At 65.6% G+C, this 23929-nt stretch carries 20 protein-coding genes and 1 pseudogene; 9 read left to right on the top strand and 12 right to left on the bottom strand.

All coding sequences use genetic code 11. The annotated features are described in order from the left end of the window. Positions 1–128: 128 nt before the first annotated feature. From Tharo_RS17000 to had, 4 genes are all read right to left on the bottom strand, one after another. Positions 129–1274, bottom strand: a complete 1146-nt coding sequence (locus tag Tharo_RS17000; RefSeq protein ID WP_107222219.1) for an FAD-dependent monooxygenase — start codon at positions 1272–1274, stop codon at positions 129–131. Positions 1275–1627: 353 nt separating this feature from the next. Continuing rightward, positions 1628–2035, bottom strand: coding sequence for a hypothetical protein (locus Tharo_RS17005; protein ID WP_159051731.1), 408 nt, complete (start codon positions 2033–2035; stop codon positions 1628–1630). Then, positions 2032–3999: an FAD-dependent oxidoreductase gene (locus tag Tharo_RS17010; RefSeq protein WP_107222221.1), complete on the bottom strand. Its 1968-nt coding sequence runs from the start codon at positions 3997–3999 to the stop codon at positions 2032–2034. The genes Tharo_RS17005 and Tharo_RS17010 overlap by 4 nt, the downstream gene beginning before the upstream one ends. An 8-nt stretch (positions 4000–4007) precedes the next feature. Next, the gene (gene had / locus Tharo_RS17015) at positions 4008–5075 is read right to left on the bottom strand and encodes a 6-hydroxycyclohex-1-ene-1-carbonyl-CoA dehydrogenase (RefSeq protein WP_107222222.1); all 1068 of its coding nucleotides are present in this window, start codon (positions 5073–5075) and stop codon (positions 4008–4010) included. A gap of 161 nt (positions 5076–5236) precedes the next feature. Between had and Tharo_RS17020 the strand changes: the two genes are divergently transcribed. After that, positions 5237–6139, top strand: a complete 903-nt coding sequence (locus tag Tharo_RS17020) for a LysR family transcriptional regulator (protein ID WP_107222223.1) — start codon at positions 5237–5239, stop codon at positions 6137–6139. A gap of 249 nt (positions 6140–6388) precedes the next feature. On the opposite strand, the gene Tharo_RS17025 is transcribed toward Tharo_RS17020, so the two are convergent. Continuing rightward, a complete protein-coding gene (locus Tharo_RS17025; protein ID WP_107222224.1) occupies positions 6389–7360 on the bottom strand; it encodes a YcjF family protein in 972 nt (323 codons plus the stop codon). A 231-nt stretch (positions 7361–7591) separates the two neighbouring features. Between Tharo_RS17025 and Tharo_RS17030 the strand changes: the two genes are divergently transcribed. The 6 genes from Tharo_RS17030 (at position 7592) to can (ending at position 12986) form a co-directional block, all read left to right on the top strand. After that, positions 7592–8251 carry a PepSY domain-containing protein gene (locus tag Tharo_RS17030; RefSeq protein WP_107222225.1) on the top strand — a complete coding sequence of 220 codons (660 nt, stop codon included), beginning with the start codon at positions 7592–7594 and terminating at the stop codon, positions 8249–8251. Positions 8252–8312: 61 nt separating this feature from the next. Further along, positions 8313–9632, top strand: coding sequence for a ferredoxin reductase family protein (locus Tharo_RS17035; RefSeq protein WP_107222226.1), 1320 nt, complete (start codon positions 8313–8315; stop codon positions 9630–9632). Positions 9633–9740: 108 nt separating this feature from the next. Then, positions 9741–10487, top strand: coding sequence for a response regulator (locus tag Tharo_RS17040; RefSeq protein WP_107222227.1), 747 nt, complete (start codon positions 9741–9743; stop codon positions 10485–10487). Next, entirely contained in the window at positions 10484–11611 is a 1128-nt protein-coding gene (locus Tharo_RS17045; protein WP_107222228.1) for an ATP-binding protein, read from the top strand. Before Tharo_RS17040 ends, Tharo_RS17045 begins: the two co-directional genes overlap by 4 nt. Positions 11612–11682: 71 nt before the next feature. Beyond that, the gene (locus tag Tharo_RS17050) at positions 11683–12201 is read left to right on the top strand and encodes a hypothetical protein (RefSeq protein ID WP_107222229.1); all 519 of its coding nucleotides are present in this window, start codon (positions 11683–11685) and stop codon (positions 12199–12201) included. A 137-nt stretch (positions 12202–12338) separates the two neighbouring features. Further along, positions 12339–12986 carry a carbonate dehydratase gene (gene can / locus Tharo_RS17055; protein ID WP_107222230.1) on the top strand — a complete coding sequence of 216 codons (648 nt, stop codon included), beginning with the start codon at positions 12339–12341 and terminating at the stop codon, positions 12984–12986. Positions 12987–13022: 36 nt separating this feature from the next. On the opposite strand, the gene Tharo_RS17060 is transcribed toward can, so the two are convergent. Continuing rightward, positions 13023–13334 (bottom strand): hypothetical protein, encoded by a 312-nt coding sequence (locus tag Tharo_RS17060; protein ID WP_107222231.1) that lies wholly within the window; start codon positions 13332–13334, stop codon positions 13023–13025. A gap of 3 nt (positions 13335–13337) precedes the next feature. Beyond that, the gene (locus Tharo_RS17065; RefSeq protein WP_211309631.1) at positions 13338–13955 is read right to left on the bottom strand and encodes a cytochrome c oxidase subunit 3 family protein; all 618 of its coding nucleotides are present in this window, start codon (positions 13953–13955) and stop codon (positions 13338–13340) included. A 121-nt stretch (positions 13956–14076) separates the two neighbouring features. Here Tharo_RS17065 and Tharo_RS17070 point away from each other — a divergent pair, with 121 nt between their 5' ends. Next, entirely contained in the window at positions 14077–15483 is a 1407-nt protein-coding gene (locus tag Tharo_RS17070) for an aminotransferase-like domain-containing protein (protein WP_107222232.1), read from the top strand. Between the two features lie 29 nt (positions 15484–15512). Here Tharo_RS17070 and Tharo_RS17075 read toward each other — a convergent pair whose 3' ends face one another. Both Tharo_RS17075 and Tharo_RS17080 read right to left on the bottom strand, forming a co-directional pair. Beyond that, positions 15513–17690 carry a primosomal protein N' gene (locus Tharo_RS17075; RefSeq protein WP_107222233.1) on the bottom strand — a complete coding sequence of 726 codons (2178 nt, stop codon included), beginning with the start codon at positions 17688–17690 and terminating at the stop codon, positions 15513–15515. Between the two features lie 332 nt (positions 17691–18022). Beyond that, the gene (locus tag Tharo_RS17080; protein WP_245880956.1) at positions 18023–19342 is read right to left on the bottom strand and encodes an RNA-guided endonuclease InsQ/TnpB family protein; all 1320 of its coding nucleotides are present in this window, start codon (positions 19340–19342) and stop codon (positions 18023–18025) included. On the opposite strand from Tharo_RS17080, the pseudogene tnpA reads away from it, so the two are divergent. Continuing rightward, positions 19289–19613 (top strand): annotated as a pseudogene (tnpA, locus tag Tharo_RS17085) (IS200/IS605 family transposase). The gene Tharo_RS17080 and the pseudogene tnpA overlap by 54 nt on opposite strands. Before the next feature lie 160 nt (positions 19614–19773). Here tnpA and hemE read toward each other — a convergent pair. The 3 genes from hemE to trkA all read right to left on the bottom strand — a co-directional run bounded on the left by hemE (position 19774) and on the right by trkA (position 23830). Beyond that, the gene (hemE, locus tag Tharo_RS17090; protein WP_107222235.1) at positions 19774–20844 is read right to left on the bottom strand and encodes a uroporphyrinogen decarboxylase; all 1071 of its coding nucleotides are present in this window, start codon (positions 20842–20844) and stop codon (positions 19774–19776) included. 109 nt (positions 20845–20953) lie between these two features. After that, entirely contained in the window at positions 20954–22411 is a 1458-nt protein-coding gene (locus Tharo_RS17095; RefSeq protein WP_107222236.1) for a TrkH family potassium uptake protein, read from the bottom strand. A gap of 15 nt (positions 22412–22426) precedes the next feature. Beyond that, positions 22427–23830, bottom strand: coding sequence for a Trk system potassium transporter TrkA (gene trkA, locus Tharo_RS17100; RefSeq protein ID WP_107222237.1), 1404 nt, complete (start codon positions 23828–23830; stop codon positions 22427–22429). Positions 23831–23929: the final 99 nt, after the last annotated feature.

The raw sequence follows: 23929 nt of genomic DNA on the forward strand, positions 1-23929 counted from the left end.
CGCTGGGAAACCTATCAATATGAATTCCACCGCCGCACATTGGCAGCATCAGGAAACTGGCCAATCAAAATGGGAAAGATTAATGCCACCAGGCAAAGTCGCAGCACCTTATGCGCGACTCCAGCAACTCACCCTTGGATGACTTCCGGATGAAGCGCTTCGTAGGCGGCGGCCAGGCGCGGATCACATCGGCGGATTTCTGCGTGATCGAGGCGGCCGGTACGTGTCATGTAGTCGTAAGCGAGTTCGACCGGCGTAAGCGTGCTGACCCGCCGATTCATATCCTCATACCAGCGGATGCTCACGTTGGCGGCATCCCATATTTTCTTCACCGCAGGCAGGCGCATTTCGCGGAAGCGGGAGAAAGACCGCTGCAGGTCGGGGCCGCATTCCCTGAGTGCCCTGAAGAGCGCTATTGCATCCTCCATCGCAAGACGCGTCCCCGAGCCGATCGAGAAATGCGCAGTGCGTAACGCATCGCCGATCAGAACGACATTATCGAAACTCCAGCGTTCATTCCACACCGCAGGAAATTTGCGCCAGTAGGAATTGTTGGAGATGATCGGGTGACCGTCGAGATCATTCCTGAATACGCGCTCACAATAATTTATCGTTTGATCCGGCGCCATCGTTTCGAAGCCGGCGCGCTCCCATGTTCCTTCTTCGACTTCGACGAGGAAGGTGCTCATGTCCGGCTTATAACGATAGTGATGGGCACAAAAAACGCCAACATCAGTTTCCCGGAATGTCAGCGTCAGGCTGTTGAATGTTTTACTTGTTCCATACCAGATAAACCGGTTCGGACGCCAATCGACCGTAGTCCCGAACTTCTCTTCATTCTCGGACCTGATCCAGGAAAATGCGCCGTTCGCAGCGACGATCAGATCCGCTTCTCCGAGCTGAGCCAGATTCGTGATGTTCGTATTGAAATGAATCTTCACGCCCAGCCTTTCCACGTACTCGTATAGCAGGGTCAGGAGTTCCAATCGTCCGATGGAAGAAAACCCATTTCCGGAAACACCTATTCGCGTATCGTTGTGTGCAATTGCGATCTGTGACCATGTTTCGAGGTTTGGCATGAGGTATTCATAAATCGCCTCATCGTCAGCGCGCAGAAAATCGAGCGCTCGATCTGAAAAAACGACACCGAACCCCCACGTTGCATCACGGGAATTGCGTTCGAAGATATCGATTCTGTGCCGTGGATCGTGCTTCTTCATCAGCGCTGCAAAATACAGGCCAGCCGGTCCCGCACCCACAATCTTGATGTTCATGCCTAATTTTCCTTTGCCGATACGCTACATTCGGTAAAAACAGGCTCATCCATGGCGGACCACCAGCGTAACCAGCGCCGATGGCCCGCCGTAAGAACAATGTGTTGCGTGGCCTGGGCAAAATGCAAAACTGCCCTTCGATCTGCCGGCCCGGGGTTCAGCCAATCGACATTACTGCTTGAGCCTGACTCCATTTTTTTCCAAATGCTGCTTCAGCGCCTGACGAAACTCGGCTTGTGACTTTTTGGAAACAGGCGCGCCACATTCGTAGCATGCCTCTTTTATCCGATCGACCCACCTGCAGCCACAATGGTCACACGCCAGCTCCGGCGCACCCTGCGGGTTCTGAAATATCATCGGCAGGCACCCATGAAAACGAACCCCAGCGCCTCCAGGATTTCGTCATAGCCTTTCGTTTCCAGGTCGCAGCGACGGCGCAGCATGTAGCACACAACGGAGCCCGACCGGATTCCTGCGCGCAGGACTTCGAACAATGGTCCTTCGGTGGCGACGACAATTTTTTCAAGGGCATCGTTGTCTGCCGCAAGCAGGATGTCCACTTCCGCAGCGCCATACCCTTTGAACGGCATGTCTTTGGCCTCGACGGCATGGTCACTCGACTCCCAGACCAGCATTTTCTCGGGCGAGCCACGTGCAACCAGACCGATGCGCGCCCCGGGATCGAGTGCCTGGAAGAGATCCGCCCGGTTTTCCGCCGCAAGCCGCCAGGCTTGAGGGCCGGGAAGCATTGCGGAACTCATATCCTGACTCCCATCCGGAAGCCTTCCTGGATCGCCTGCTCCAGCCCCCGCGGAATCAAGGCATCGCCGACACCGTGCAGTTCGTCGATCATCCACTCGAACTCGTGGAACAACTCATGATTCGGTTTACGCGGAGCAGCAAGCAGCACCGTATCCGCAAGAACAAATTTTTCTTCGCCCTTGTCGTTGATTACCGCCACCCCTTCCGCGGTGATCCTGGTCACACGACTGCTCGTCAGGCAGGTGATGCCGAGCTCTTCAACCCAGGAACTATGGCGCCACTTGAACGACGGTTTGATGTCCCCAGCGATACGTTTTTCCCTTTCCACGACGGTCACTTCGGCGCCGTTCTTGCGCAGGAATTCGGCCACCGTCAAGCCGATCTTGCCGCCACCGATCACCACCACTTTCTGCCCGGCCTGGACCCTTCCATGGGCAACGTCAAGAGCATCGATAAGCCGCTCGTGCCCTTCCAAGTGCGCAAAGGCCTCATGATCGATACGAGCCCCTGCCGCCACGATGCAGGCGTCGTACTGATGCAGGACACTGCGCATGAATTTGGCGTGCACTTCGGTATTGAGCCGGATTTCGACGCCCAGCCGCTTTGCCACCGCCTCGTAGTGTCCGATGATCGAGTGCAGATCATCCGGGCGTGCCAAGTCATTATTCGCATAGGCGTAGAGATTGCCTCCGATACGATCGGATTTTTCGAACACGGTGACCTCGTGCCCACGCTTCGCCGCAGTGATCGCACATTCCATCCCCGCCGGGCCAGAACCGATCACCATGATTTTTTTCTTCACGGTCGCGGGGGTGACGTGATATTCAGGCTCGACCTCATGGCCGAGTGCCGGGTTCATCGTGCAGGTGTAAGGCAGATCGCGGAACAGGCGCGACAGGCAGTTGAGCGAACCGACGCAGCGGCGTACTTCGTCGAGGCGGTCTTCCGCCGCCTTGTGGATCATCTCCGGATCGGCGAGCAGCGGACGGCAGACTTCCCAGAAATCGAAGACACCGTCGCGGATGCAGTCATTGGCCATGCGCGGGTCGGGCAGCCGGTTGCCGAAGGTGATCGGGGTATCCGGGAACATTTTCTTGGCCCGTTCCGAAAGATAGTTCCAGTATCCAGGCGGAATATCACGGCCGATCGAAGACTCGGGCGCCTCCTGCCACCCGACGGTCACCGAGATCATGTCGACGCCGCAGTCGACCGCCTGCTGCATCAGCTCGAAGCATTCGTCTTCGGTGTTCCCACCCCACTTGTCCATCAACTCGGCGCCGTTCAGGCGCACGATCAGGGGATTGTCAGGAGTGGCCTGCTTGATGCCGTCGATTAGTTCGCGCATGAAGCGGCCGCGGTTCTCGAGTGAGCCGCCGTATTCATCGGTACGCTGATTGGTGAAACGGGAATTGAAGTTGGCCAGCAGGTAGCCCATGAAGCTGGTGATCTCGGTACCGTCGAAACCGGCGCGGATGCAGCGTTTGGCTGCGTCGGCATGCTGGCGCACGCAATCGCGGATTTCCTCCCGGGTCATGATCTTCGGCGGCCGGAAATGCGGCAGCGTCTGTGGAACATCGGAGGGCTGGATGCAGTAGCCGAGGTCGATGCCGCCATAGCGCCCGGCGTGCAGGATCTGCTGGATCGCCATGGCGCCCTGATCTTTGATCATGGCCGCGATCTTCTCGAACTGGGGGAGGAACTTGTCGTCGTAGATCGCAACCTGGCGGAAATAGGCCTTGCCTTCACCGAGAGGGTCGGGATAGGCGCCCTGGTTGGTGATGATCCCGCAGCCGGTGCTGGCAATCACTTTGACGCGGGCCAGCTCCCGTTCGGTAATGAAGCCGTCACGGGTATTGTAGTTGGACACACAGCACGCACCGTACTTGATGCGGTTCTTGATCTTGAAGCGGCCGAACTGGCCGGGCTGGAATAGATAGGGAAGCTTTTTTTCACCGGGTTTCATGCTTTTTCCTAAAAGTCGGGGGTCAGAATCACACGTTTGTTGAGCTCGCCATGGTGCGCCTGCTCGAAGACATGACTGATTTCGCTCATCGGGCGTGTTTCCACAAAGGGCGCGAGCGCGATCCGTCCGTCAACGCACATATTGAGCACATCCGGGTATTTGTCGGGCGGACAACCCCAGGTACCGATGATCTCGGCGTCGAAAGCCATGAGCCGGGAGAGCATGTAGGTAGTCTGCTCCGTGCCATAACCGACAATCACCAAGGTGCCGGTAAAGGACAGCAGGGAAAGGGCCAGCTCCTGCCCCGCCTTGGTCCCGGTGACTTCGAAAATTTTCCAGCCGTAAGCCGAAGGCAGGCCTTGTTCCTTGCAGAACGCCTTGAACCGCTCCTTCACTTCCTTGTGGCCGAGGCCCTTCGGATTGATGACGTGGTCGGCACCGTAACCGCGCATCATCTGCAGTTTTTCTTCGTTGATGTCGATCCCGACGACGGCCGCACAGCCCATGCCCTTCGCGACCTGCGTCATGAATGAACCCACCCCGCCGGCCGCCCCGATCACGATCGCCCGGTCGCCCGGTTTAAGACCGGCGCGCAAACCCGCCTGGTAAGGCGTGGTCACCGCGTCGGCGACCACCGACAGGTGTTCGAGCGGGATGGCACCCCTATTTTCCACGACGCATAAAAATTTAGAGGGAACTACAATGTGACTCGAGAAGCCGCCGTAAATACCCATGGAATAGCCCGGCATCTGCTGGGACAAACAGCGATTACTGCGACCACTTCGGCATAGTTCGCACTCCCCACACGGGATCACCGCCGGCACGATCACCTCACGCCCCATGAGGGACGACTCCCCCCCAACGACGACTCCACTGATTTCATGGCCTAAAGACAACGGCGGAGTCTGTACAGTAGGAACCCCCATGTAAAAATACGACAAATCCGTATGACATACTCCGCACCCATTGATTTCTACAACGGATTCACCCGGCTTAATATCGGGCATTGGAATTTTTGTACGGACGAGATCTCCAGGACGAACCATCTGCCAAGTGTCGATATGTTTCGGCAACATCAATTTCTCTCCTCGCACAATCCAAAGGGAACAGCCATCATGGGCGGACACTGCTAAAATTTAAATCGATCGATCGATTAGATTTTATTATTACTCGCCACTGGATGTTCCTGAAGAGCGCGGATTTATATTCACTATTTATGGTATGAATACTGAGAAACATGGACTTGAAAAACATCGACTTAAACCTGCTGATCGTCTTCCAGCAGCTCTTTCGAGACCGTCAGGTCACCAAGGCTGCCGAGTCACTGGACCTCTCCCAGCCGGCGGTAAGCAGCGCTCTCAATCGCATGCGGAAACTACTCGGGGATGAGCTGTTTTACCGTTCATGCAGTGGAATGCAGCCGACTCCTTATGCAGAGCAGCTGGCAGAGCCGATCTCCGAAGCGTTGGCCATGATCCAGCAGACTCTGATCCGGCGCTCTACATTCGATCCTGCAACCAGCTCTCGGCGCTTCACCATCGCAATGACCGATATAGGTGAAATTTATTTTTTGCCATTCCTGATCGGATCGATTGCAAAAATAGCCCCGGGGGTAACAATCAGCACCGTCAGGAATAGCAAGGTCAACCTGAAAGAAGAAATGGCAGAAGGCAAGGTCGACCTTGCTATCGGTCTACTGCCCGATCTCAAGAGTGATTTCTATCAGCGCAGACTTTTCCGGCAGAGCTATTGCTGCCTTTTCCGCAAAGGACATCCGCTCGACGGAAAGCCGTTCGGTTTCGAAGAGTTCGCCAACGCAGAGCACGTTGTCGTGATTTCGGCTGGCACCGGGCATGGGAAGACGGATGAACTGATGGAGAACTCAGCCATCCGGAGAAATGTCAGGCTACGCGTGCCCCACTTCGTAGCATTGCCATACATCCTTAAAGAAACGAATCTTATCGCGACAGTCCCTGATAAAATTGCAGAACGCCTTGCATCCTCTTTCCCATTGAGCTACGTACCGCACCCAATCACCCTGCCGGAAATACAGATAAATATCTTCTGGCATACCAAGCATCATCAAGAAGAAGGCAGCAAGTGGCTTCGGACGTTAATCTTCGACTTATTCAGCGAATAGAATTGAAGCCGATTTTGATAAACCGACATTCCGACCATTTCTGAAATGCATCCACCTCCTCCTTTTGAATGGCGGAAACGCGGGGGAGCGGAAGCGCATCTGATGGCAAAACCAAATGAGCGTGAGGATTTGTGTCTGCCGGGCAAGGCTCCCGCGATTCCAGACGACCGCGGCGGCGACGGCGATTACGCGTAGCGGCGGCGAGATCGCCCACCCCCCGCGATACGGAGTGTGGGCGAGACGCTGTCGTCAGGAGGCGCGCAGTTCGGCGGTGAGCTTACCCAGGTCCAGCGTGCGCGCGCGCTGCTCGATCTCCCCCGCATAGTTCGCCTGCAGGCCGCGCGCCTGCTCGAACAGGCGGGCGAACATCGCCTTCAGGCCGGCGGCGTCGAGGCGGCGGCCTTCGCCGTAGTAGCGCAGCGCGACCTGGCCGATGGCGTAGGTGGTGGCGAAGGAGAACGCCGAGCCGGTGGCCTGGCTGCCGATCGCGCGTCCGAGCTTGCCGAAGGCCTTGCCGAGGAGGCCGCCGACCAGCTTGCGCCCGAGTTGCTCGACGTACTGCCCGGTCATCCCCACTCCGGTGGTGGCGAGGAAGTCCTTGATGTGGTCGCGGTCGAGCTCATAGCCGTGAGCCTTGCCGATGCGATAGACGAGGCGGATCTGCAGCGGAATGATCGCCATCGAGGCCATCGACTGCGGCAGCAGCTCGAGGGCGCCGTTGAGGATCGAGGCGTTGAGGATCATGCGTTCGAGCTCGCCCCGGTCGATGGCGGCGGACGCCGGAGCAGGCGCCGCGCCCTCAGTCTCCGTCACCGGCGCCTCGATCACCGGCGCCTCGATCACCGGCGCCTGCGCCAGCGCTTCGGCCTCATCGACGAAGCGCCCGGCCGCGCCGCGCTCGAGTCCGAGCAGGGCGGCGAGGCGTTCGAGGAAGGCGGCTTCCTGAGGGTTGCGGCTGCCGTCGGCCTCGCACACTCCGACCGCGAGTTCGAAGGCGAGCTGACGCAGCGCCGCGCTGTCGAGCGCAGCGACCACCGCCTCGAGGCCGAGACGGCCGAGCAGCACGTCCTGGTACAGCGCGATGAAGTCGATCTCGGCGTCGCGACCGAGCGATTCGGCGACCTTGCGCACGTGTTCGCGCTCGCTGCCGTCCTGGGCACCGTCGGCGAAGGCGGCCATTAGGCACACGGCGATGATGGAACGGGCTTGCTCGGGGGTCATGGGGTGCTCTCCTTTTCGATCGGTCGTCAATCGGCCGCCGGATGCGCAGTGCGCACAGGCGCTCCAGCGCCCTGCGCAGCTTCGTCACCGGCGCCGGCCGGAGGCGAAAGTATGACCCGAAACGTGAACCGGAAATGAACGCGCGCTTCAGCATCGGTTCAGACCCGCCGGCGCAGGATGGCGCCACGGTCGAAGGAAAGACCGCGACCCACCGCAACCGGAGAAGCCATCATGCGTGCCACCACTCTCATCGCCACCCTCCTCCTCGGCGCCGGCATCCTCACCGGCGGCGCCGTGCTCATCCCCGCCCTCGCCCAGAACGGCACCGGCAGCACCCTCGGCACTGCCGCCACCACCGGTCAGGACGGCTGGCTGACGCTGCACGAGGTTCAGCTCAAGCTCGAAGCCCTCGGCTATCGCGAACTGACGAAGATCGAGCGCGACGACGACAAGTACGAAGTCAAGGCCACCGATGCGCAAGGACAGCGGGTGGAAATCGACGTCGATCCGCTCACCGGCGCCGTCCTCGACACCGAAGTCAAGCGCAGCAAGGGCGACCGCAGCAACACCGATCAGGCCTCGTGGCTGACGGTGCACCAGGTCCAGGTCAAGCTCGAAGCCACCGGCTACCGCGACATCCAGGAGATCGAGCGCGAACGCGACCACTACCAGGCCAAGGCCACCGATGCCCAAGGGCAGCGGGTGAAGCTGGCGATCGACCCCCACAGCGGCGACGTCCTCGACACCGACGTCAAGCGCAGCCGGCGCGACGACAACCGCAGCGCGGACGAACCCCGGACCCGGCTGAGCGTCGATCCTTACACCGGCGACGTCATCGAAGGCACCGCCGCCGAGCGCGCCACCAACCCCACCGCCCCCGCCACCAAGTAAGCCGCCCCCGCGGGGCGCCGCATCGCGCCGGCGCCCCGCCTTTTCTTCCGGAGCCACTGCCATGATTCCCGCACTGTCGGCCTTCATCGGCCTCATCGTCCTCGCCTGGGGCGTGGGCATCCCCGCCCTCGACTCCGCCGCCGGCGCCCTGCCGTGGGCGGTGCGCGAGCAGGCGCTTTACCTCAGCGGCCTGCTCGCGATCGGGCTGATGTCGCTGGCGATGGTGCTCGCCACCCGCCCGGCCTGGCTGGAACGCCCGCTCGGCGGGCTGGACCGCATCTTCCGCGTGCACAAGTGGGCCGGCATCCTCGCCGGCGTGTTCGCCGCGCTGCACTGGCTGATCGAGCTGTCCGACGACCTGCTCAAGTCGATCTTCGGCCGCGGCGAGCGCCCGCACGGGGAAGAATCCGGCGGCCTGCTCGAAAACCTGCGCGAAGCCGGCGAGGAGCTCGGCGAGTTCGCCATCTACCTGATGCTGGCGATGGTCGTGCTCAGCCTGCTGAAGCGCTTTCCGTACAAATTCTGGCGCCACCTTCACCGCGCCATGCCGGTGCTCTACCTGATGCTCGCCTTCCATGCCGCGGTGCTCGCCCCGGTCGAATACTGGACCCAGCCCGCGGGCGCGCTGCTCGCCCTGCTGCTGGCTGCCGGCACGGTCGCCGCGGCGCTCTCGCTCGGCGGCCGGATCGGCCGCGAGCGCCGCGTGCACGGCGTGGTCACCGCGCTGTCTTCGCCCGCCCCCGACATCACCGAAGTGACCTGCCGCCTCGACGGCGAGTGGCGCGGGCACCGTGCCGGGCAGTTCGCCTTCGTCGGCTTCGAACGCTTCGAAGGCGCGCACCCCTTCACCATCGCCAGCGCCGACCGTGGCGACCGCAGCGTGCGCTTCCAGATCAAGGCCCTGGGCGACTACACCCGCCAGCTCTCGAACCGGATCGCGGTCGGCCAGGCGGTCACCGTCGAAGGCCCCTACGGCCGCTTCGTCCTCGGCCGCCACGACCGCCAGGCGCACCAGATCTGGGTCGCAGGCGGAATCGGCATCACCCCCTTCCTCGCCTGGCTCGAGGCCCTGCACGCCCACCCGGACGAGGCGCCGGCCGCCGACCTGCATTACAGTACCCGCGATCGCGCCCACGACCCCTTCGTCGCCCGCCTCGAAACCCTGTGCGCCGGACTGCCTTCGGTGACCCTGCACATCCACGACAGCAGCACGGACGGCCTGCTCACCGCCGAGCGCCTGTCCGCACTGCACGACGCGCGCCAGCGCGCTGAAGTCTGGTTCTGCGGGCCGCGCGGATTCGCCGAGCAGCTGCGCGCGGGGCTGGCCCGTGCCTGGGGGCGGCGGCTGCGCTTCCACCAGGAAGCGTTCGAGCTGCGCTGAAGCCGCGCGCCTGACGCGCCGCGGCCGCCGAAGCGGCTGCGGCGCGGGCGGGACGCAGGCACAGGGTACGAAGGACCGGTAAAGAGTGCGCAAGGAAGGACGGCAACGATGAAGATCCTGCTCGTCGAAGACGACGAACTGCTCGGCGATGGTATCCAGGCCGGCCTCGAACAGGCCGGCTTCACCGTCGACTGGGCGCGCGACGGCAGCGCCGCGGCCCATGCCCTGGACACCGGCGTCTACCAGGCGGCAGTGCTCGACCTCGGCCTGCCGCGCCTGTCCGGGATGGACGTGCTGCGCCGCGCCCGCACTGCGGGGCTGGATCTGCCGATCCTGATCCTGACCGCGCGCGACGCCCTCGCCGACCGCGTCGCCGGCCTCGATGCCGGCGCCGACGACTATGTCGTCAAGCCGTTCGAGCTGGCCGAACTGCAGGCCCGGCTGCGCGCCCTGGTGCGGCGCGCGAGCGGCAGCGCGGCACCGCTGCTCAGCTGCGGCGACGTGCAGCTCGACCCCGGCCGCCGCCAGGTGCGCTTCAACGGACACGCGGTGACGCTGACCACACGCGAGTTCGCCATCCTCCACGCCCTGCTGCTGGGCAAGGGCCGCGTGCTGTCGAAGGCGCAGCTCGAAGAGCAGCTCTACGGCTGGGGCGAGGAAGTCGAGAGCAACACGGTGGAAGTGTTCATCCACCACCTGCGCCGCAAGCTCGCCCCCGGGCTGATCCGCACCGTGCGCGGCGTGGGCTACCTGATCGAGGACGAGCCCTCTCAAGAAAACGCCGGGCCGCCCCAAGTGGTCTTGTCCCCCTCGGGGGGCGGAAACGGCAAAGCTGTTTCCCGGGGGCGCTCATGACCCCATTTCGCCCCTCCCGCCCGCCTTCCCTGCGCCACCGCCTGATCGCCCTGCTGGCGGCGGCCGTCCTGCTCGCCTGGGGGGCGACCGCGGCCTTCAGCTACCTCGATGCGCGTCACGAGATCGACGCCATGCTCGGCACCCACCTCCCCGCCACGCCCGCCACCGCAGCGCTGCACGCCGCGCTCGCCGAGAGCATCGCCCGCCACCTGTTGCACCCGCTGCTGTTCGCCGTCCCCGGGCTGGCGGTGGCGATCTGGCTCGCCGTCGGCGTCGGCCTCGCCCCGCTCGGGCGCTTCGCCGGCGAAGTCGAGCAGCGCGCGCCCGACAACCTCGCCCCGCTCGCGCTCGCCCGCGTGCCGCGCGAGGTCCTGCCCCTGCAGCAGGCGCTGAATGCGCTGTTCGCCCGCCTGCGCCAGTCGCGCGAACTCGAGCGCCGGTTCACCGCCGATGCCGCCCACGAGCTGCGCACCCCGCTGGCGGCGATCCGCACCCAGGCCGAAGTGGCGCTCAACGCCGACGACCGCGCCCAGGCCCGGCGCGCGCTCACCAACGTCGTCGGCGGCGCCGAACGCGCGACCCGGCTGGTCGAGCAGCTGCTGACCCTGGCCCGCCTCGACCCCCAGACCGCCCTCGAACGGCCGCAGCCGATCGGCCTGCGGGCGCTGGCACGCGACGCGGTCGCCGCCCAGGCGCCGTTCGCCGCGCGCCGGAACATCGACCTCGGCCTGCTGCCGGGCGACGAGCGCACGGTGCACGGCGACCCGCTGCTGCTCGCGGTGCTGCTGCGCAACCTGGTCGATAACGCCGTCCGCTACACCCCGCCGGGCGGGCGTGTCGATCTCGCCGTCGAGGAGGCGCACGCAGCGCGCAGCGGCTATCCGCTGCTGCGCGTCACCGACAGCGGCCCGGGGATTGCCCCCGCGGCACGGGAACAGGCCTTCGAACGCTTTCACCGCGGCCCCGACCACCGCGGGGAAGGCAGCGGCCTGGGGTTGTCGATCGTGCGCCGGATCGCCGAACTGCACCGCGCCACGCTCACTCTCGATGACGGCCCCCGCGGCCGCGGACTGACCGTGCGGGTCGGCTTTCCGCCAGCGGCGGACGGGTCGGCGCCACTTTAAGGGCGGTTTAAGGCGGCGCGCGGATACTCCTGTCTGCGCCTCCCGGAAACGGCGCACGACACGGAGGAATCATGAAATTTCAAGTACACGCCTCGGCGCTCGCCGCCGCCCTCGGCCTTTTCTTCGGCAGCGCGGCAGGCGGCGCCTGGGCCGCTTCGGCGGCCCCGCAGGCTCACACCCACGCCCCCGCCGCCAACGTCAGCGCCAGCGCCAGCGCCACGCTGCAGCTCGATCATGGCAAGAAGTGGGCGATCGACGCCCCCCTCGCGCAGGCGATGGCGAACATCCGCAACGACCTCGCCGCCCGGCTCGAGGACATCCATGCCGACCGCCTGCCTGCCGCCGGCTACCAGGCGCTGGCGAAGCGGGTGAATGGCGAAGTCGCCTACATGGTCGAGAACTGCCGGCTGAGCCCGGCAGCCGACGCCCAGCTCCACCTCGTGGTGGCCGATCTGCTCGAAGGCGCCAGCGCGATGGAAAACGCCGACGGCCACCGCCAGCCGCGCGCCGGCGCGGTCACCGTGATCGGCGCGCTCGAGCACTACGCACGCTACTTCGACGACCCTGGCTTCACGCCGATCGCGCACTGAAACACGGCCGCCGGAGGCGGCCGCAACCGGGGAACGGGAATTTGATGTGCATGCAGCGGATGCGCTGACAAACAGGGAAGCGCTCCTTCATAATCCAGCTGTTTGTCCACATTCCCGTCCTCCACCGGCTGATCATCATGGCCCAGTCCATCGAACACCTCTTCGCCAACAACAAATCCTGGTCCGAGCGCATGCAGGCCGACGATCCGGAATATTTCGCCCGCCTGGTCACCCAGCAGAGCCCGGAGTACCTGTGGATCGGCTGCTCCGACAGTCGGGTGCCGGCGAACCAGGTCATCGGCCTCGCGCCGGGCGAAGTTTTCGTCCACCGCAACATCGCCAACGTCGTCGTGCATACCGACCTCAACGCCCTGTCGGTGATCCATTACGCGGTCGAGATCCTGCGCGTGAAGCACATCCTGGTGGTCGGCCACTACGGCTGCGGCGGCGTGCGGGCGGCGATGCACGACAACCGCACCGGGCTCACCGACAACTGGCTGCGCCACATCCAGGACGTGCGCGACCGCCACGACGAACGCCTGGCGCGCATCGACGACACCACCGAGCGCCTGAACCGCCTGTGCGAGTTCAACGCCATGCACCAGGTGGTCAACGTCTGTCAGACGTCGATCCTGCGCGAGGCCTGGCAGCGCGGCCAGAACGTCACCGTCCATGGCTGGTGCTACAGCCTGCACGACGGCATGGTGCGCGACCTCGGGGTTAGCGCGCGCAGCCGCGAGGAAGCCGTCGAGCGCTACCGCGACGCGGTCGATCGGGTCGGCTGAGCGCCCGTCCGCTCACCCGCCCCCGCGGGCGGCGCGCTAGCGTGCCGCGGTCAGCCCTGCGAGCTGGGGGCCGAACCAGGTCGTCAGGACGAGGGCGAGCGGCACGCCGAGAAGGAAGATCCGGATCACCCAGGCGATGAACGGGTGGGTCTGGTGGGACTCGATGAAGTACCGCGCCACCACCCAGCCCTTGAGCCAGATGATCGCGGCGACCGGAAGCTGGACCCAGGACGCGGGGCCCAGCCAGCGCACCAGCCACAGGCTGAACACGGTCATGACGACGAGGAACAGCCAGGCGAGGCCGAGCGGAAGGAGGGCCGTCGACGGCGTGGAAGAGTCGGTTCGCATGGCTCAGGGCAGCACGTAGCAAAGGGCGAAGATGATCAGCCAGATGATGTCGGTGGCGTGCCAGTAGCTCGCCAACGCTTCCAGCCCGTCGTGGTTGTGCGCCGAATAGGCGCCGATGGCGTGGCGCCCCAGCACCCACAGGATGCCGAGGATCCCCCAGAAGCCATGGACGAGGTGGGTGAAGGTCAGGTAGTAATACACGGTGAAGAAGATTCCCGACTCGCCGTCGATGCCCTGGGTGAGGTTCCAGCGGATTTCGAGCAGCTTCACCAGCGGGTAGCCCAGCGCAAGGACGAGCCCGCCGACGAGAAAGGCGATCGAGCGCCCGCGCCGGCCGGCGCGGATCGTGGCCACGGAGCAGGCGATGAGGAAGCTGCTGCTGACCATCAGCAAGGTGATCGCCACTCCGGCAGTGGCCGACAGCCGCGGCGCGCCGTCCTCGAACGCCTGCGGGAAGTTCGCCCGGGCAACGAAATAGACGGCGAACAGGACGAGGAACTCGACGAACTCGCAGGTGATGCCGACCCAGATGCCGGCGTTGCCCGGCACCCTGCCGGAGGTACGGCCGATGCCGCGTTCCGCGTCGCCTGCGTGGTATTCCGGTAACGCTGCCGATGTCATGCCGATCCGCCTTTCCGTCGATCCCCGATTCCGCATTATTCGCCACCCGGCCGCCGTTTCACAGGTACAGCCGCCCGCATCGGCGACCGTAACAGCGCCGGGCGCGGCATACAATCGACCGATGCACCTCTACGAGCACCTGGCACTGGACATCGAACAGCACATCCGCGACGGCGTGCTGCGCCCGGGCGAACGCCTGCCTTCGATCCGCCAGGCCTGCCGCGCCCGCCAGCTGAGCCCGGCGACCGTGCTCGAGGCCTATCACCGGCTCGAAAGCCGCGGGCTTGTCGAGGCGCGGCCCAAGTCGGGCTACTTCGTGCGCCCCCATCACACCCTCGCCGCACCCGGCCTCACCCGCCCCGCCGGCCGCTCGACCGCACCCAAGGTCAGCGACTTCATCTTCGAGATCCTCGAGTCGGCCCGCGACCCGGCGGTCGTACCCCTCGGCTCGAGCTTCCTCAGCCCGTTCCTGTTTCCGTTCGAGCGTCTCGGCCGCTGCCTCGCCGCCGCCGCGCGCGGCATGGACCCGCGCGCCACCGTCACCGACCTGCCGCCGGGCAACGACGAGCTGCGCCGTCAGATCGCGTTGCGCTACCTGCACGGCGGCACGGCAGTGGCCGGCGACGAGATCGTGATCACCTCGGGAGCGATGGAGGCGCTCAACCTGTGCCTGCAGGCGCTGACCCGGCCCGGCGACCTGGTGGCGGTCGAGTCGCCGGCCTTTTACGCCGTGCTCCAGGCGATCGAGCGCCTCCACCTGCGGGTGGTCGAGATCCCGACCCATCCGCGCGACGGCGTCAGCCTGCCCGCGCTCGAGCAGGCCTTGCGTGTGCACCCGGTAAAAGCCTGCGTGCTCATGCCGAACTTCCAGAACCCGCTCGGCGCGCTCGTGCCCGACGACCAGCGCCCCGCGCTGCTCGCGCTGCTGCAGCGCCACGACGTGCCGCTGATCGAGGACGACACCTACGCCGAGCTGTATTTCGGCCGCCGCGCACCGCTGGCGATGAAGGCGCTCGACCGCAGCGGGCTCGTCCTCCACGTGTCGAGCTTCTCCAAGTGCCTCGCGCCCGGCTACCGGGTCGGCTGGGTCGCCGCCGGGCGCTTCGCCCAGAAAGTCCAGCGCCTGAAGATCGCCACCAGCCTCGCGACCACGGTCCCGGTCCAGATCGCCCTCGCCGATTTCCTGCGCAGCGGCGCCTTCGACCCCCACCTGCGCCGCCTGCGCGCCACTCTCGAACGCCAGGAAGCCCGGCTCGCGGCCGCACTCGAACGCCATTTCCCCGCAGCCAGCCGCATCACCCGGCCGCGCGGCGGCTATTTCACCTGGGTCCAGCTACCGCCGTGGGCCGACACCCTGGCGCTGCACCGGCGGGCGCTCGACGAGGGCATCAGCCTCGCCCCGGGGCCGATGTTTTCGCCGCGGCGGGCCTACCGCGACTGCCTCCGGCTGAACTTCGGCCACCCCTGGTCCGCCGCCCACGAACAGGCGATCGAGCGCCTCGGACGGATGCTCGCCGAGCAGCGCTGAGTCCGCCCCCGGATGCCGGCGGGCCCGCCTCACACTTCCAGCGGATCGACATCGAGCTGCCAGCGCAGCTCGCGCACGGTGCGCTGGCGGTAGAGCAGCGCCACCCAGCCGGCGAGGAAGCCCTGCAACACGCCGCGCTGGTCGGCCTCGATCAGCAGCTGGGCGCGCTCGCGCCGCGCCAGCCGGGTGAGCCGCATCGGCACCGGATCGTAGAGGCGCAGGCCCTCGGGAGCACACTCCTCGGCCAGGCGGCGGGCATGGCGCAGGAAGTCGACGGCGGCGTCGAGCGCAGGGGCGTCGGCGCGCAGCATCGCCTGGTGGGTGAACGGCGGGAAGCCCGCACTGCGCCGCTCCTGCAGCGCCATGCGGGCGAAGGCGTCGAAGTCGTGGCGCGCCAGCTGCTGGTAGAGCGGGTGCGCCGGGTATTCGGTCTGGATCAGCACCGTGCCCGCCAGGGCACCGCGCCCGGCACGGCCGCCGACCTGCATCAGCTGCTGGAACAGGCGCTCGGGGGCGCGGAAGTCGGCGGCGTGGAGCGCGGCATCGGCGCCGATCACGCCGACCAGGGTGAGGTTGGGGAAGTCGTGGCCCTTGGCCATCATCTGGGTGCCGACGAGGATGTCGGCGCCGCCTTCGGCGATGGTCGCGAGCACGCTTTCCCACTGCCGGCGGGTGCGCGCGGCGTCGCGGTCGACGCGCAGCACCCGGGCCTGCGGGAACAGCTCGGCGAGGCGCGCCTCGACGCGCTGGGTGCCGCGCCCGAAAGGCCGGATGTCCTGGTCGCCGCAGCTCGGGCAGGCGGACGGGATCGGCCCATCGCAGCCGCAGTGGTGGCAGCGCAGGCGGCGGTCGGCGAGGTGGACGACGAGGTTCGCCGAGCAGTGCGGGCAGCGGCTGACCCAGCCGCAGGACGGGCACGACAGCACCGGCGCATAGCCGCGGCGGTTGAGGAACACCAGGCTCTGCTCGCCGCGCTCCAGGCGCTCGCCGAGCGCCGCCTGCAGCGCCGGGCTGAGGCCTTCGTCGAGGCGCAGGCGGCGGGTGTCGATGCAGCGTACCGCCGGCAGGGTCGCGGCGAGCGCACGCTGGCTCAGGGTCTGCAGCGCATAGCGCTCGCTACGGGCGTGGTACCAGGTTTCCAGCGAAGGCGTGGCCGAGCCCAGCACCACCGGCACGCCGCGCTGGCGCGCGCGCCACACGGCGAGGTCGCGCGCCGAATAGCGCACCCCTTCCTGCTGCTTGTAGGAGGCGTCGTGCTCCTCGTCGACGAGGATCAGGCCCAGTCGCGGCAGCGGCGCGAACACCGCCAGGCGGGTGCCGAGGACAATGTCGGCCTCGCCCGCGAGCGCCTGCACGAAACCGCGCGAGCGCGCACCGTCGGCGAGCGCGGAATGCAGGCTGACGACGTGCGCGGCGGCGAAGCGCTGCGCCACGCGGCGCTCGAGCTGGGGCGTGAGGGCGATCTCCGGCACCAGCATCAGCACCTGCCGGCCCTGCGCCAGCAGGTGCGCGGCCAGGCGCAGATAGACTTCGGTCTTGCCGCTGCCGGTGACGCCGTGCAGCAGCCAGGGCTTGAAGCCGGGCCCGGCGCCGAGGATCGCCTCCAGCGCCTGCGTCTGCTCCGGCGTCGGCTCGGGCCGGGCGCCGGTGGCATGGCGCGCGGCGACGCGCTCCGCACCCCCGACCCAGCCGCGGCGCAGCAGTTCGCCGACCGCCTCGCCGCCCTCGAGCGCACGCACCACGCTGCGCCGCCAGGGCCCTGCGCCGGCCGCCGCCAGGGTCTGCAGCAGGGCCAGGGCCTTGCTCGCGCGGCGGGGGGAGTGCAAGGCCTCGCGCCCCGCGGCGGCGATCTGCAGCAAGGGGTCCTCGTCCTCGCCGCTCACTCCGTCGGCGCGGCGCAGGCCGGGCGGCAGGGCGAGGGCGACCACTTCGCCGATCGGGGCGTGGTAGTAGCGGGCGACGAAATCGACCAGCTCCAGCCAGTCCGCCGGCAGGGGCGGGACTTCGCGCTGGATGTGGCGGACCGTCTTGAGACGGGCGGGTTCGATGGCGGCGGCCGCCCCCAGGGCGAGGATCAGGCCGTTGCGCTCGCCGCGCCCGAACGGGACGGTCACGCAGCGGCCGACGTCGGCCGCGGTGGCGTCCGGGGCAAGATAATCAAACACTTGCGGCAGCGGCACCGGCAGGGCGACACGGACTATACTCATTTCAAACCCGGATGAATCTTGAAATTCATTCTGGATCAATCACTTGCGCCGGGTTCATGAGAACTGCCGGAGAAAAAACCTGCCAAGTATCTGGCATCGAACCGGAGTGCAGGCTTGTCCACAAAAGCTGTGGATAAGTTTGTGGGAAAGCTGGGTGAATCGCGCTGAAAGTGCCGTCAGTACGGCTATTCCGCCACCGTGCTGCAACATTGCGCTTTTATGAAAATCTTTATTTATCAATGACTTGTAAAATATGCCGGATAACTGGAAGTGACGGCCTCGGGAGGAGGTGGCGAAGCATCCGGATGTGCACAATTGACATCCTCCCCCGCCTAAAGTCGGGGGATTCCTACGGCGCTCCCACCGGCATCGAACCGGTGTGAGTCGCTTCGGCGGGTTCCTGCTGCTGGCGGCATTACTGCACCACTCACTTCACAGGCGCAACGGGCGTGTCCCGCCCTGAGAATGTTGATCGCGCCGACCACATCGGCGTTTTCCTCGAAACCGCATTCCACGCACGCGAACCGGGCTTGCGTTTTCCGGTTGTCCGCCGACACATGACCGCAGCACGGGCAGGTGCGGCTCGTGTTCTGCGGCGGCACAGCGATGAGATACCCGCCTCTCCACGCCACCTTGTACTCCAACTGCCGCCGGAACTCGAACCAGCCCTGATCGAGGATGGACTTGTTCAGGCCAGACTTGGCCCGAACGTTTCTTCCCGGCGCCTCTGCCGTGCCCGCCGCCGACTTGGACATGTTCCGTACCTGCAGGTCCTCGATACACACCATCGCGTGGTTTTGGCTGATCGTGGTCGTGGTCTTGTGCAGGTAGTCGCGGCGTGCGTTGCCGATGCGGGAATGGATGCGCTGGATTCTGGCTTTCGTTTTTTTCCAGTTGCTACTGAATTTGGTTTTGCGGCTCATGGCCTGCTGCGCCTTGCGCAAGGCTGTTTCATGTCGCTTGAAACTGTTGAGCGGGGTGTAGAACGTGCCGTCCGACAGCGTGGCGAAGCGGGCGATGCCCATGTCGATGCCGACCGCACCGCCGTTGGGGACGGACTGCTCGACCTCGCGTTCGGTCTGGATGCTGACGAACCATTTGCCGCCGCTCGCGGACACGGTGACCTGCTTCACTTCGCCCAGCACATCGCGGCTGTTGCGATAGCGCAGCCAGCCGAGCTTGGGCAGGAAAAGGCGGCTGGTGGACTGATCGAGTTTGCTCTGCTTCGGGTCAGGATATCGGAAGCTGTCGCCTTGGCCCTTTTTCTTGAAGCGCGGGAAGGCGGCCCGCTTGGCGAAGAAATTGGTGTACGCCCGCTCCAAATCCTTGAGCGTCTGCTGTAGCGGATGCGTCGGCGCGTCCTTGAGCCACGGCGTCTCGGTGCCGTTGCGCCACTCGGTAGGCAGCTTGCACAGCCCGGCGTAGCCGAGTTTCTTCTCGCCCTGTTCGTGGCGCTCCTTCTGCAACGCCAACGCCTTGTTGAACACGAACCGGCACGACCCAGCGAAACGGCGCATGTCGCGCTGCTGCTCGCCGGTCGGCATCAGTTCGTATTTGAAGGCTTGGAGACGTTGCATGCGGATAGTATATTTTTGCCTATGACCAACGACAACGATATCCGACACGGAAGACACTGCGTCTTTCTGATGCATGTGCTTTTGGTCTTCGTGACAAAATACCGTCGGGGAGGACGATCACGTTCATCTGCTGGTGAACTACCCCCCGAAGGTGGCCGTGTCGGCGCTGGTGAATAGCCTGAAAGGCGTTTCCAGCCGCATGATCCGCAAGAAAAACGATCCGAGCATCCGCAAGAAACTGTGGGGCGGTGCGCTGTGGTCGCCATCCTACTTCGCCGGAAGCTGCGGCGGAGCACCTATCGAGATCATCCGCCAGTACATCGAACAGCAGAAGACGCCACACTAATCGCCGAAAAGACGCCTACGGCGTCCGCGCTATCCTTCCCCAGCCTGAAGGCCGAGGCTTGCCGCGCACTGGGTCAAGAAAAAAATTGGAATTCTGTCGTTGACAGATGGCCGGGCCGCGGCCGCCTTTGTTCCCCCGGGCGTACCGCGGCGGCCCGCGCTCAGCGCGCCGTGCGCAGGCTGCGGCTGTACTGGTGGACGGTATCGACCAGCACGCTGACGTTCTCGGGGGGAGTGAACTGGGAAATGCCGTGGCCGAGGTTGAAGACATGGCCCGGGTGGTTGCCGAAGGCGTCGAGCACGCGGCAGGTTTCGCGGGCGACCGCCTCGGGCGGGGCAAACAGGACGTTGGGATCGAGGTTGCCCTGCAGCGCCACCTGGTCGCCGACCAGGCGGCGGGCGCGGCCGATGTCCATGGTCCAGTCGAGGCCGACCGCGTCGCAGCCGATCGCGGCGATCGACTCCAGCCACAGGCCGCCGCCCTTGGTGAACACGATGCTGGGCACGCGCTGGCCGTCGCGCTCGCGGATCAGGCCGGCGACGACCTGCTCGAGGTAGCGCAGCGAGAACTCGCGGTAGGCCGCCTCGGACAGCACCCCGCCCCAGGAGTCGAACACCATCACCGCCTGGGCGCCGGCCTCGATCTGGGCGTTGAGGTACTTCACCACCGCCTGCGCGGTAACCTCGAGGATGTGGTGCATCAGCTCCGGGCGGCTGTAGGCCAGGGTCTTGACCTTGCGGTAGTCGTCCGAGGAGCCGCCTTCGACCATGTAGCAGGCCAGCGTCCACGGGCTGCCGGAAAAACCGATCAGCGGCACGCTGCCGTCGAGCGCGCGGCGGATCTCGGCGACCGCATCCATCACGTACTGCAGCTCGGCGTGGGGGTCGGGCGCAGTGAGATTGCGGATCTCCCATTCGTCCTTGAGCGGGCGCTCGAAGCGGGGGCCTTCGCCTTCGGCGAAATACAGCCCCAGGCCCATCGCATCGGGCACGGTAAGGATGTCGGAGAACAGGATCGCGGCATCGAGCTCGTAGCGCGCGAGCGGCTGCAGGGTGACTTCGCAGGCCAGCGCCGGGCTCTTGCACAGCTGCAGGAAGCTGCCGGCGCGCTTGCGCGTCTCGCAGTATTCGGGGAGGTAGCGTCCGGCCTGGCGCATCAGCCAGACGGGAGTGTAGTCGGTCGGCTGGCGCAGCAGGGCGCGCAGGAAGGTGTCGTTTTTCAGGCGGCTCACGGCGAGTCCTTGTTTCTGCGATTCGGGCACGAGCCGCGATTATCCCCTTTTGTGCGCGAAGTTGGCCTTGTCGTCCGTCAAGCACGACCGGAACGCGCGCCCCGGGCGCTCAGCGCCGCCAGAAGGTCGGCGTCAGGACGACGAGGAAGGTGAAGATTTCGAGCCGGCCGAGGATCATCGTGAATGCCAGCACCCACTTGTGGAACGCGCTCAGGGCCTGGTAGTTGGAAGCCGGCCCGACCGCGTCCAGCCCCGGGCCGGTGTTGTTGAGGCAGGCCACCACCGCCGAGAACGCGGTGATCAGCTCCAGCCCGGTGGCCGACAGCAGCAGGGTCATGCTGACGATCGACACCATGTACATGAAGCTGAAGCCGAGCACGGCGTGGAGGATGGTCTCGGGCACCGGCTTGACCCCCAGGCGCACCGGGCGCACCGCGTGCGGGTGCAGGGAGCGGACGATTTCGCGGAACACCTGCTTGTACAGGATCATCGCCCGCATCATCTTGATGCCGCCGCCGGTGGAGCCCGAGCAGGCGATGAAGCTGCCGAGGAACAGGATCCAGACCTGGGCGAACATCGGCCACAGGGTGTAGTCGTAGGTCGACAACCCGAGCGAAGTGGAAATCGACACCACGTGGAAGGCGACGTAGCGCAGCGTGGTGGCGAGATCGGCGTGGGCCTCGAAGCGCATCAGGTAGGCGGTGAGCAGGACGATGCTGACCGCGAGCACGCCGAAGTAGAAGGGGATTTCCGGGTCGCGCAGGTAAGGCCGGGGCGAGCGCCGCACGAGGGCGAGATAGTGGGTGGCGTAGTTCAGCCCGGCAAGGAGGGCGAAGACGATGGCGACGATCTCCACCTCCAGGTTCTGGAAATGCCCGAGCGAGGCGTCCTTGCTCGAAAAGCCGCCGAGGCCGGCGATGGAGAAGGCGTGGATCACCGCATCCCAGCCTTCGAGCCCGGCCCCCCACAGGCTCAGGCCGCAGGCGATGGTGAGCAGCACGTAGGCGAGCCACAGGCCCTTGGCGGTCTCGGTGATGCGCGGGGTGAGGCTGGAGTCCTTCATCGGCGTCGGCACTTCGGCCTTGAACATCTGCCGCCCGCCGATGCCGAGCAGGGGCAGGATCGCCACCACCAGCACGATCACCCCCATGCCGCCGATCCAGTGCATGAACGTGCGCCACAGGTTGATCGACACCGGCATCGCGTCGAGCCCGCTGAGCACCGTCGCGCCGGTCGCGGTGAGCCCGGAGACCGCTTCGAAGTAGGCGTCGGTGAAGCGCAGCTCGGGCAGGTAGGCGAGCAGCGGCAGCGCCCCGAACAGGGGCAGCACGACCCAGGTGGCGGCGACCAGGAAGAAGCCGTCGTGCACCCGCAGGTCGCGGCGCCGGCTGCGGGTCGCCGCCCACAGCAGCAGGCCGGCGACGAAGGTGACGAAGATCGCCTGGTCGTAGGCGAGGGTCGCGCCGTCGTCGAGCCAGGCCGAGACGACGAGCGGAAAGCCCATCAGCAGGCCGAAGATCATGATGATCAGGCCGAGCGCGTTGAGCGCGGGGTGGTAGGCACGCATGCAGGGGAACCGGGGTCAGAGGAAGGTGAAGCCGACCTGGAACAGCTTCTCGACCTTGCGCACGAGCTTCTTGCTGGTGCAGAACACGATCACGTGGTCGTTCTCGACGATCACCGTGTCGTGGTGAGGCATGATCACCTCGCGGCGCACCACCCGGCCTTCGTCGTTTTTTTCGTCGCGGACGATGGCGCCGATCGTCGCGCCCTTGGGCAGGGCGATCTCCTCGATCATGCGGCCGACCACCTTCGAGTCCTTGCGGTTGCCGTGGGCGATGATTTCGAGCGCTTCCGCCGCACCGCGCCGCAGGCTGTGCACCGCGACCACGTCGCCGCGGCGGACGTGGGCGAGGAGGGTGCCGATCGAGGCGTGGGCGGGCGAGATGGCGATGTCGATCGGGCCGCCCTGGACCAGGTCGACGTAGCTCTTGCGGTTGATCAGGGCCAGGGTGCGGCGCGCGCCCATGCGCTTGGCGAGCGAGGCGGACATGATGTTGTCTTCCTCGTCGTTGGTCAGGGCGACGAACAGGTCGGTCTCGTCGATGCCTTCGTTCTCGAGCAGTTTTTCGTCGGTGGAGTCGCCGCGCAGCACCAGCGCGCGCGACAGCTGCGAGGCAAGCATTTCCGCGCGCGCGCGATTCACTTCGAGGATCTTGACGTGGTAGTTCTCTTCGATCGACTGGGCGAGACGGAAACCGATGTTGCCGCCACCGGCGATCATGATCCGGCGCATCGGCCGGTCGGTGCGCCGCATCTCGCGCATGACCTGGCGGATATGGACGGTGGCGGCGAGGCAGAACACCTCGTCGCCGGGAATGATCACGCTGTCGCCTTCGGGGATGATCGGCACGCCCTCGCGGTAGATCGCGGCGATGCGCACTTCGACGTTGGGCAGGTGAAAGCGCAGCGCCTTCAGCGGATGGCCGACCAGGGGGCCGCCTTCGAACGCGCGCACGCAGATCAGGCTGACCACGCCATCGGCGAATTCGAGCACCTGCAGGGCTTCCGGGAAGGCAATCAGGCGCTTGACGTAGTCGGTGACGACCTGTTCCGGGCAGATCGAGAAATCGACCGCGAAGTTGCTGTCGTCGAGCAGTTCGGGGTGGTCGACGTAGTCGGTCGAGCGCAGGCGGGCGATGCGCGTGGGCAGGTTGAACATCGCCTTCGCGATGCGGCACGCGCAGAGGTTGGTCTGGTCGGACTGGGTGACCGCGATCAGCAGGTCGGCATCGTCGGCACCGGCCTCCCTGAGCACCGACGGCGAGGCGGCGTTGCCGCACACGGTGCGCACTTCGAGGCGGTCGCGCTGTGCCGCCAGCGGCTCGTCGCTGGTGTCGACGAGGGTGATGTCGTTCGCTTCGGAGACGAGGTTCTCGGCCACCGAGGCACCGACCTGTCCGGCCCCCAGGATGATGATCTTCACCGCGGTTTTCCGATTGATCTGCAGGGATCTGGATTCTACGCGTGCGGGGCGGCACCTGAAACCGGATGTTGCATTGCAACGACGACGTCGTGCGGATGG

The sequence above is a fragment of the Thauera aromatica K172 genome (assembly GCF_003030465.1).
GTDB lineage: Bacteria > Pseudomonadota > Gammaproteobacteria > Burkholderiales > Rhodocyclaceae > Thauera > Thauera aromatica.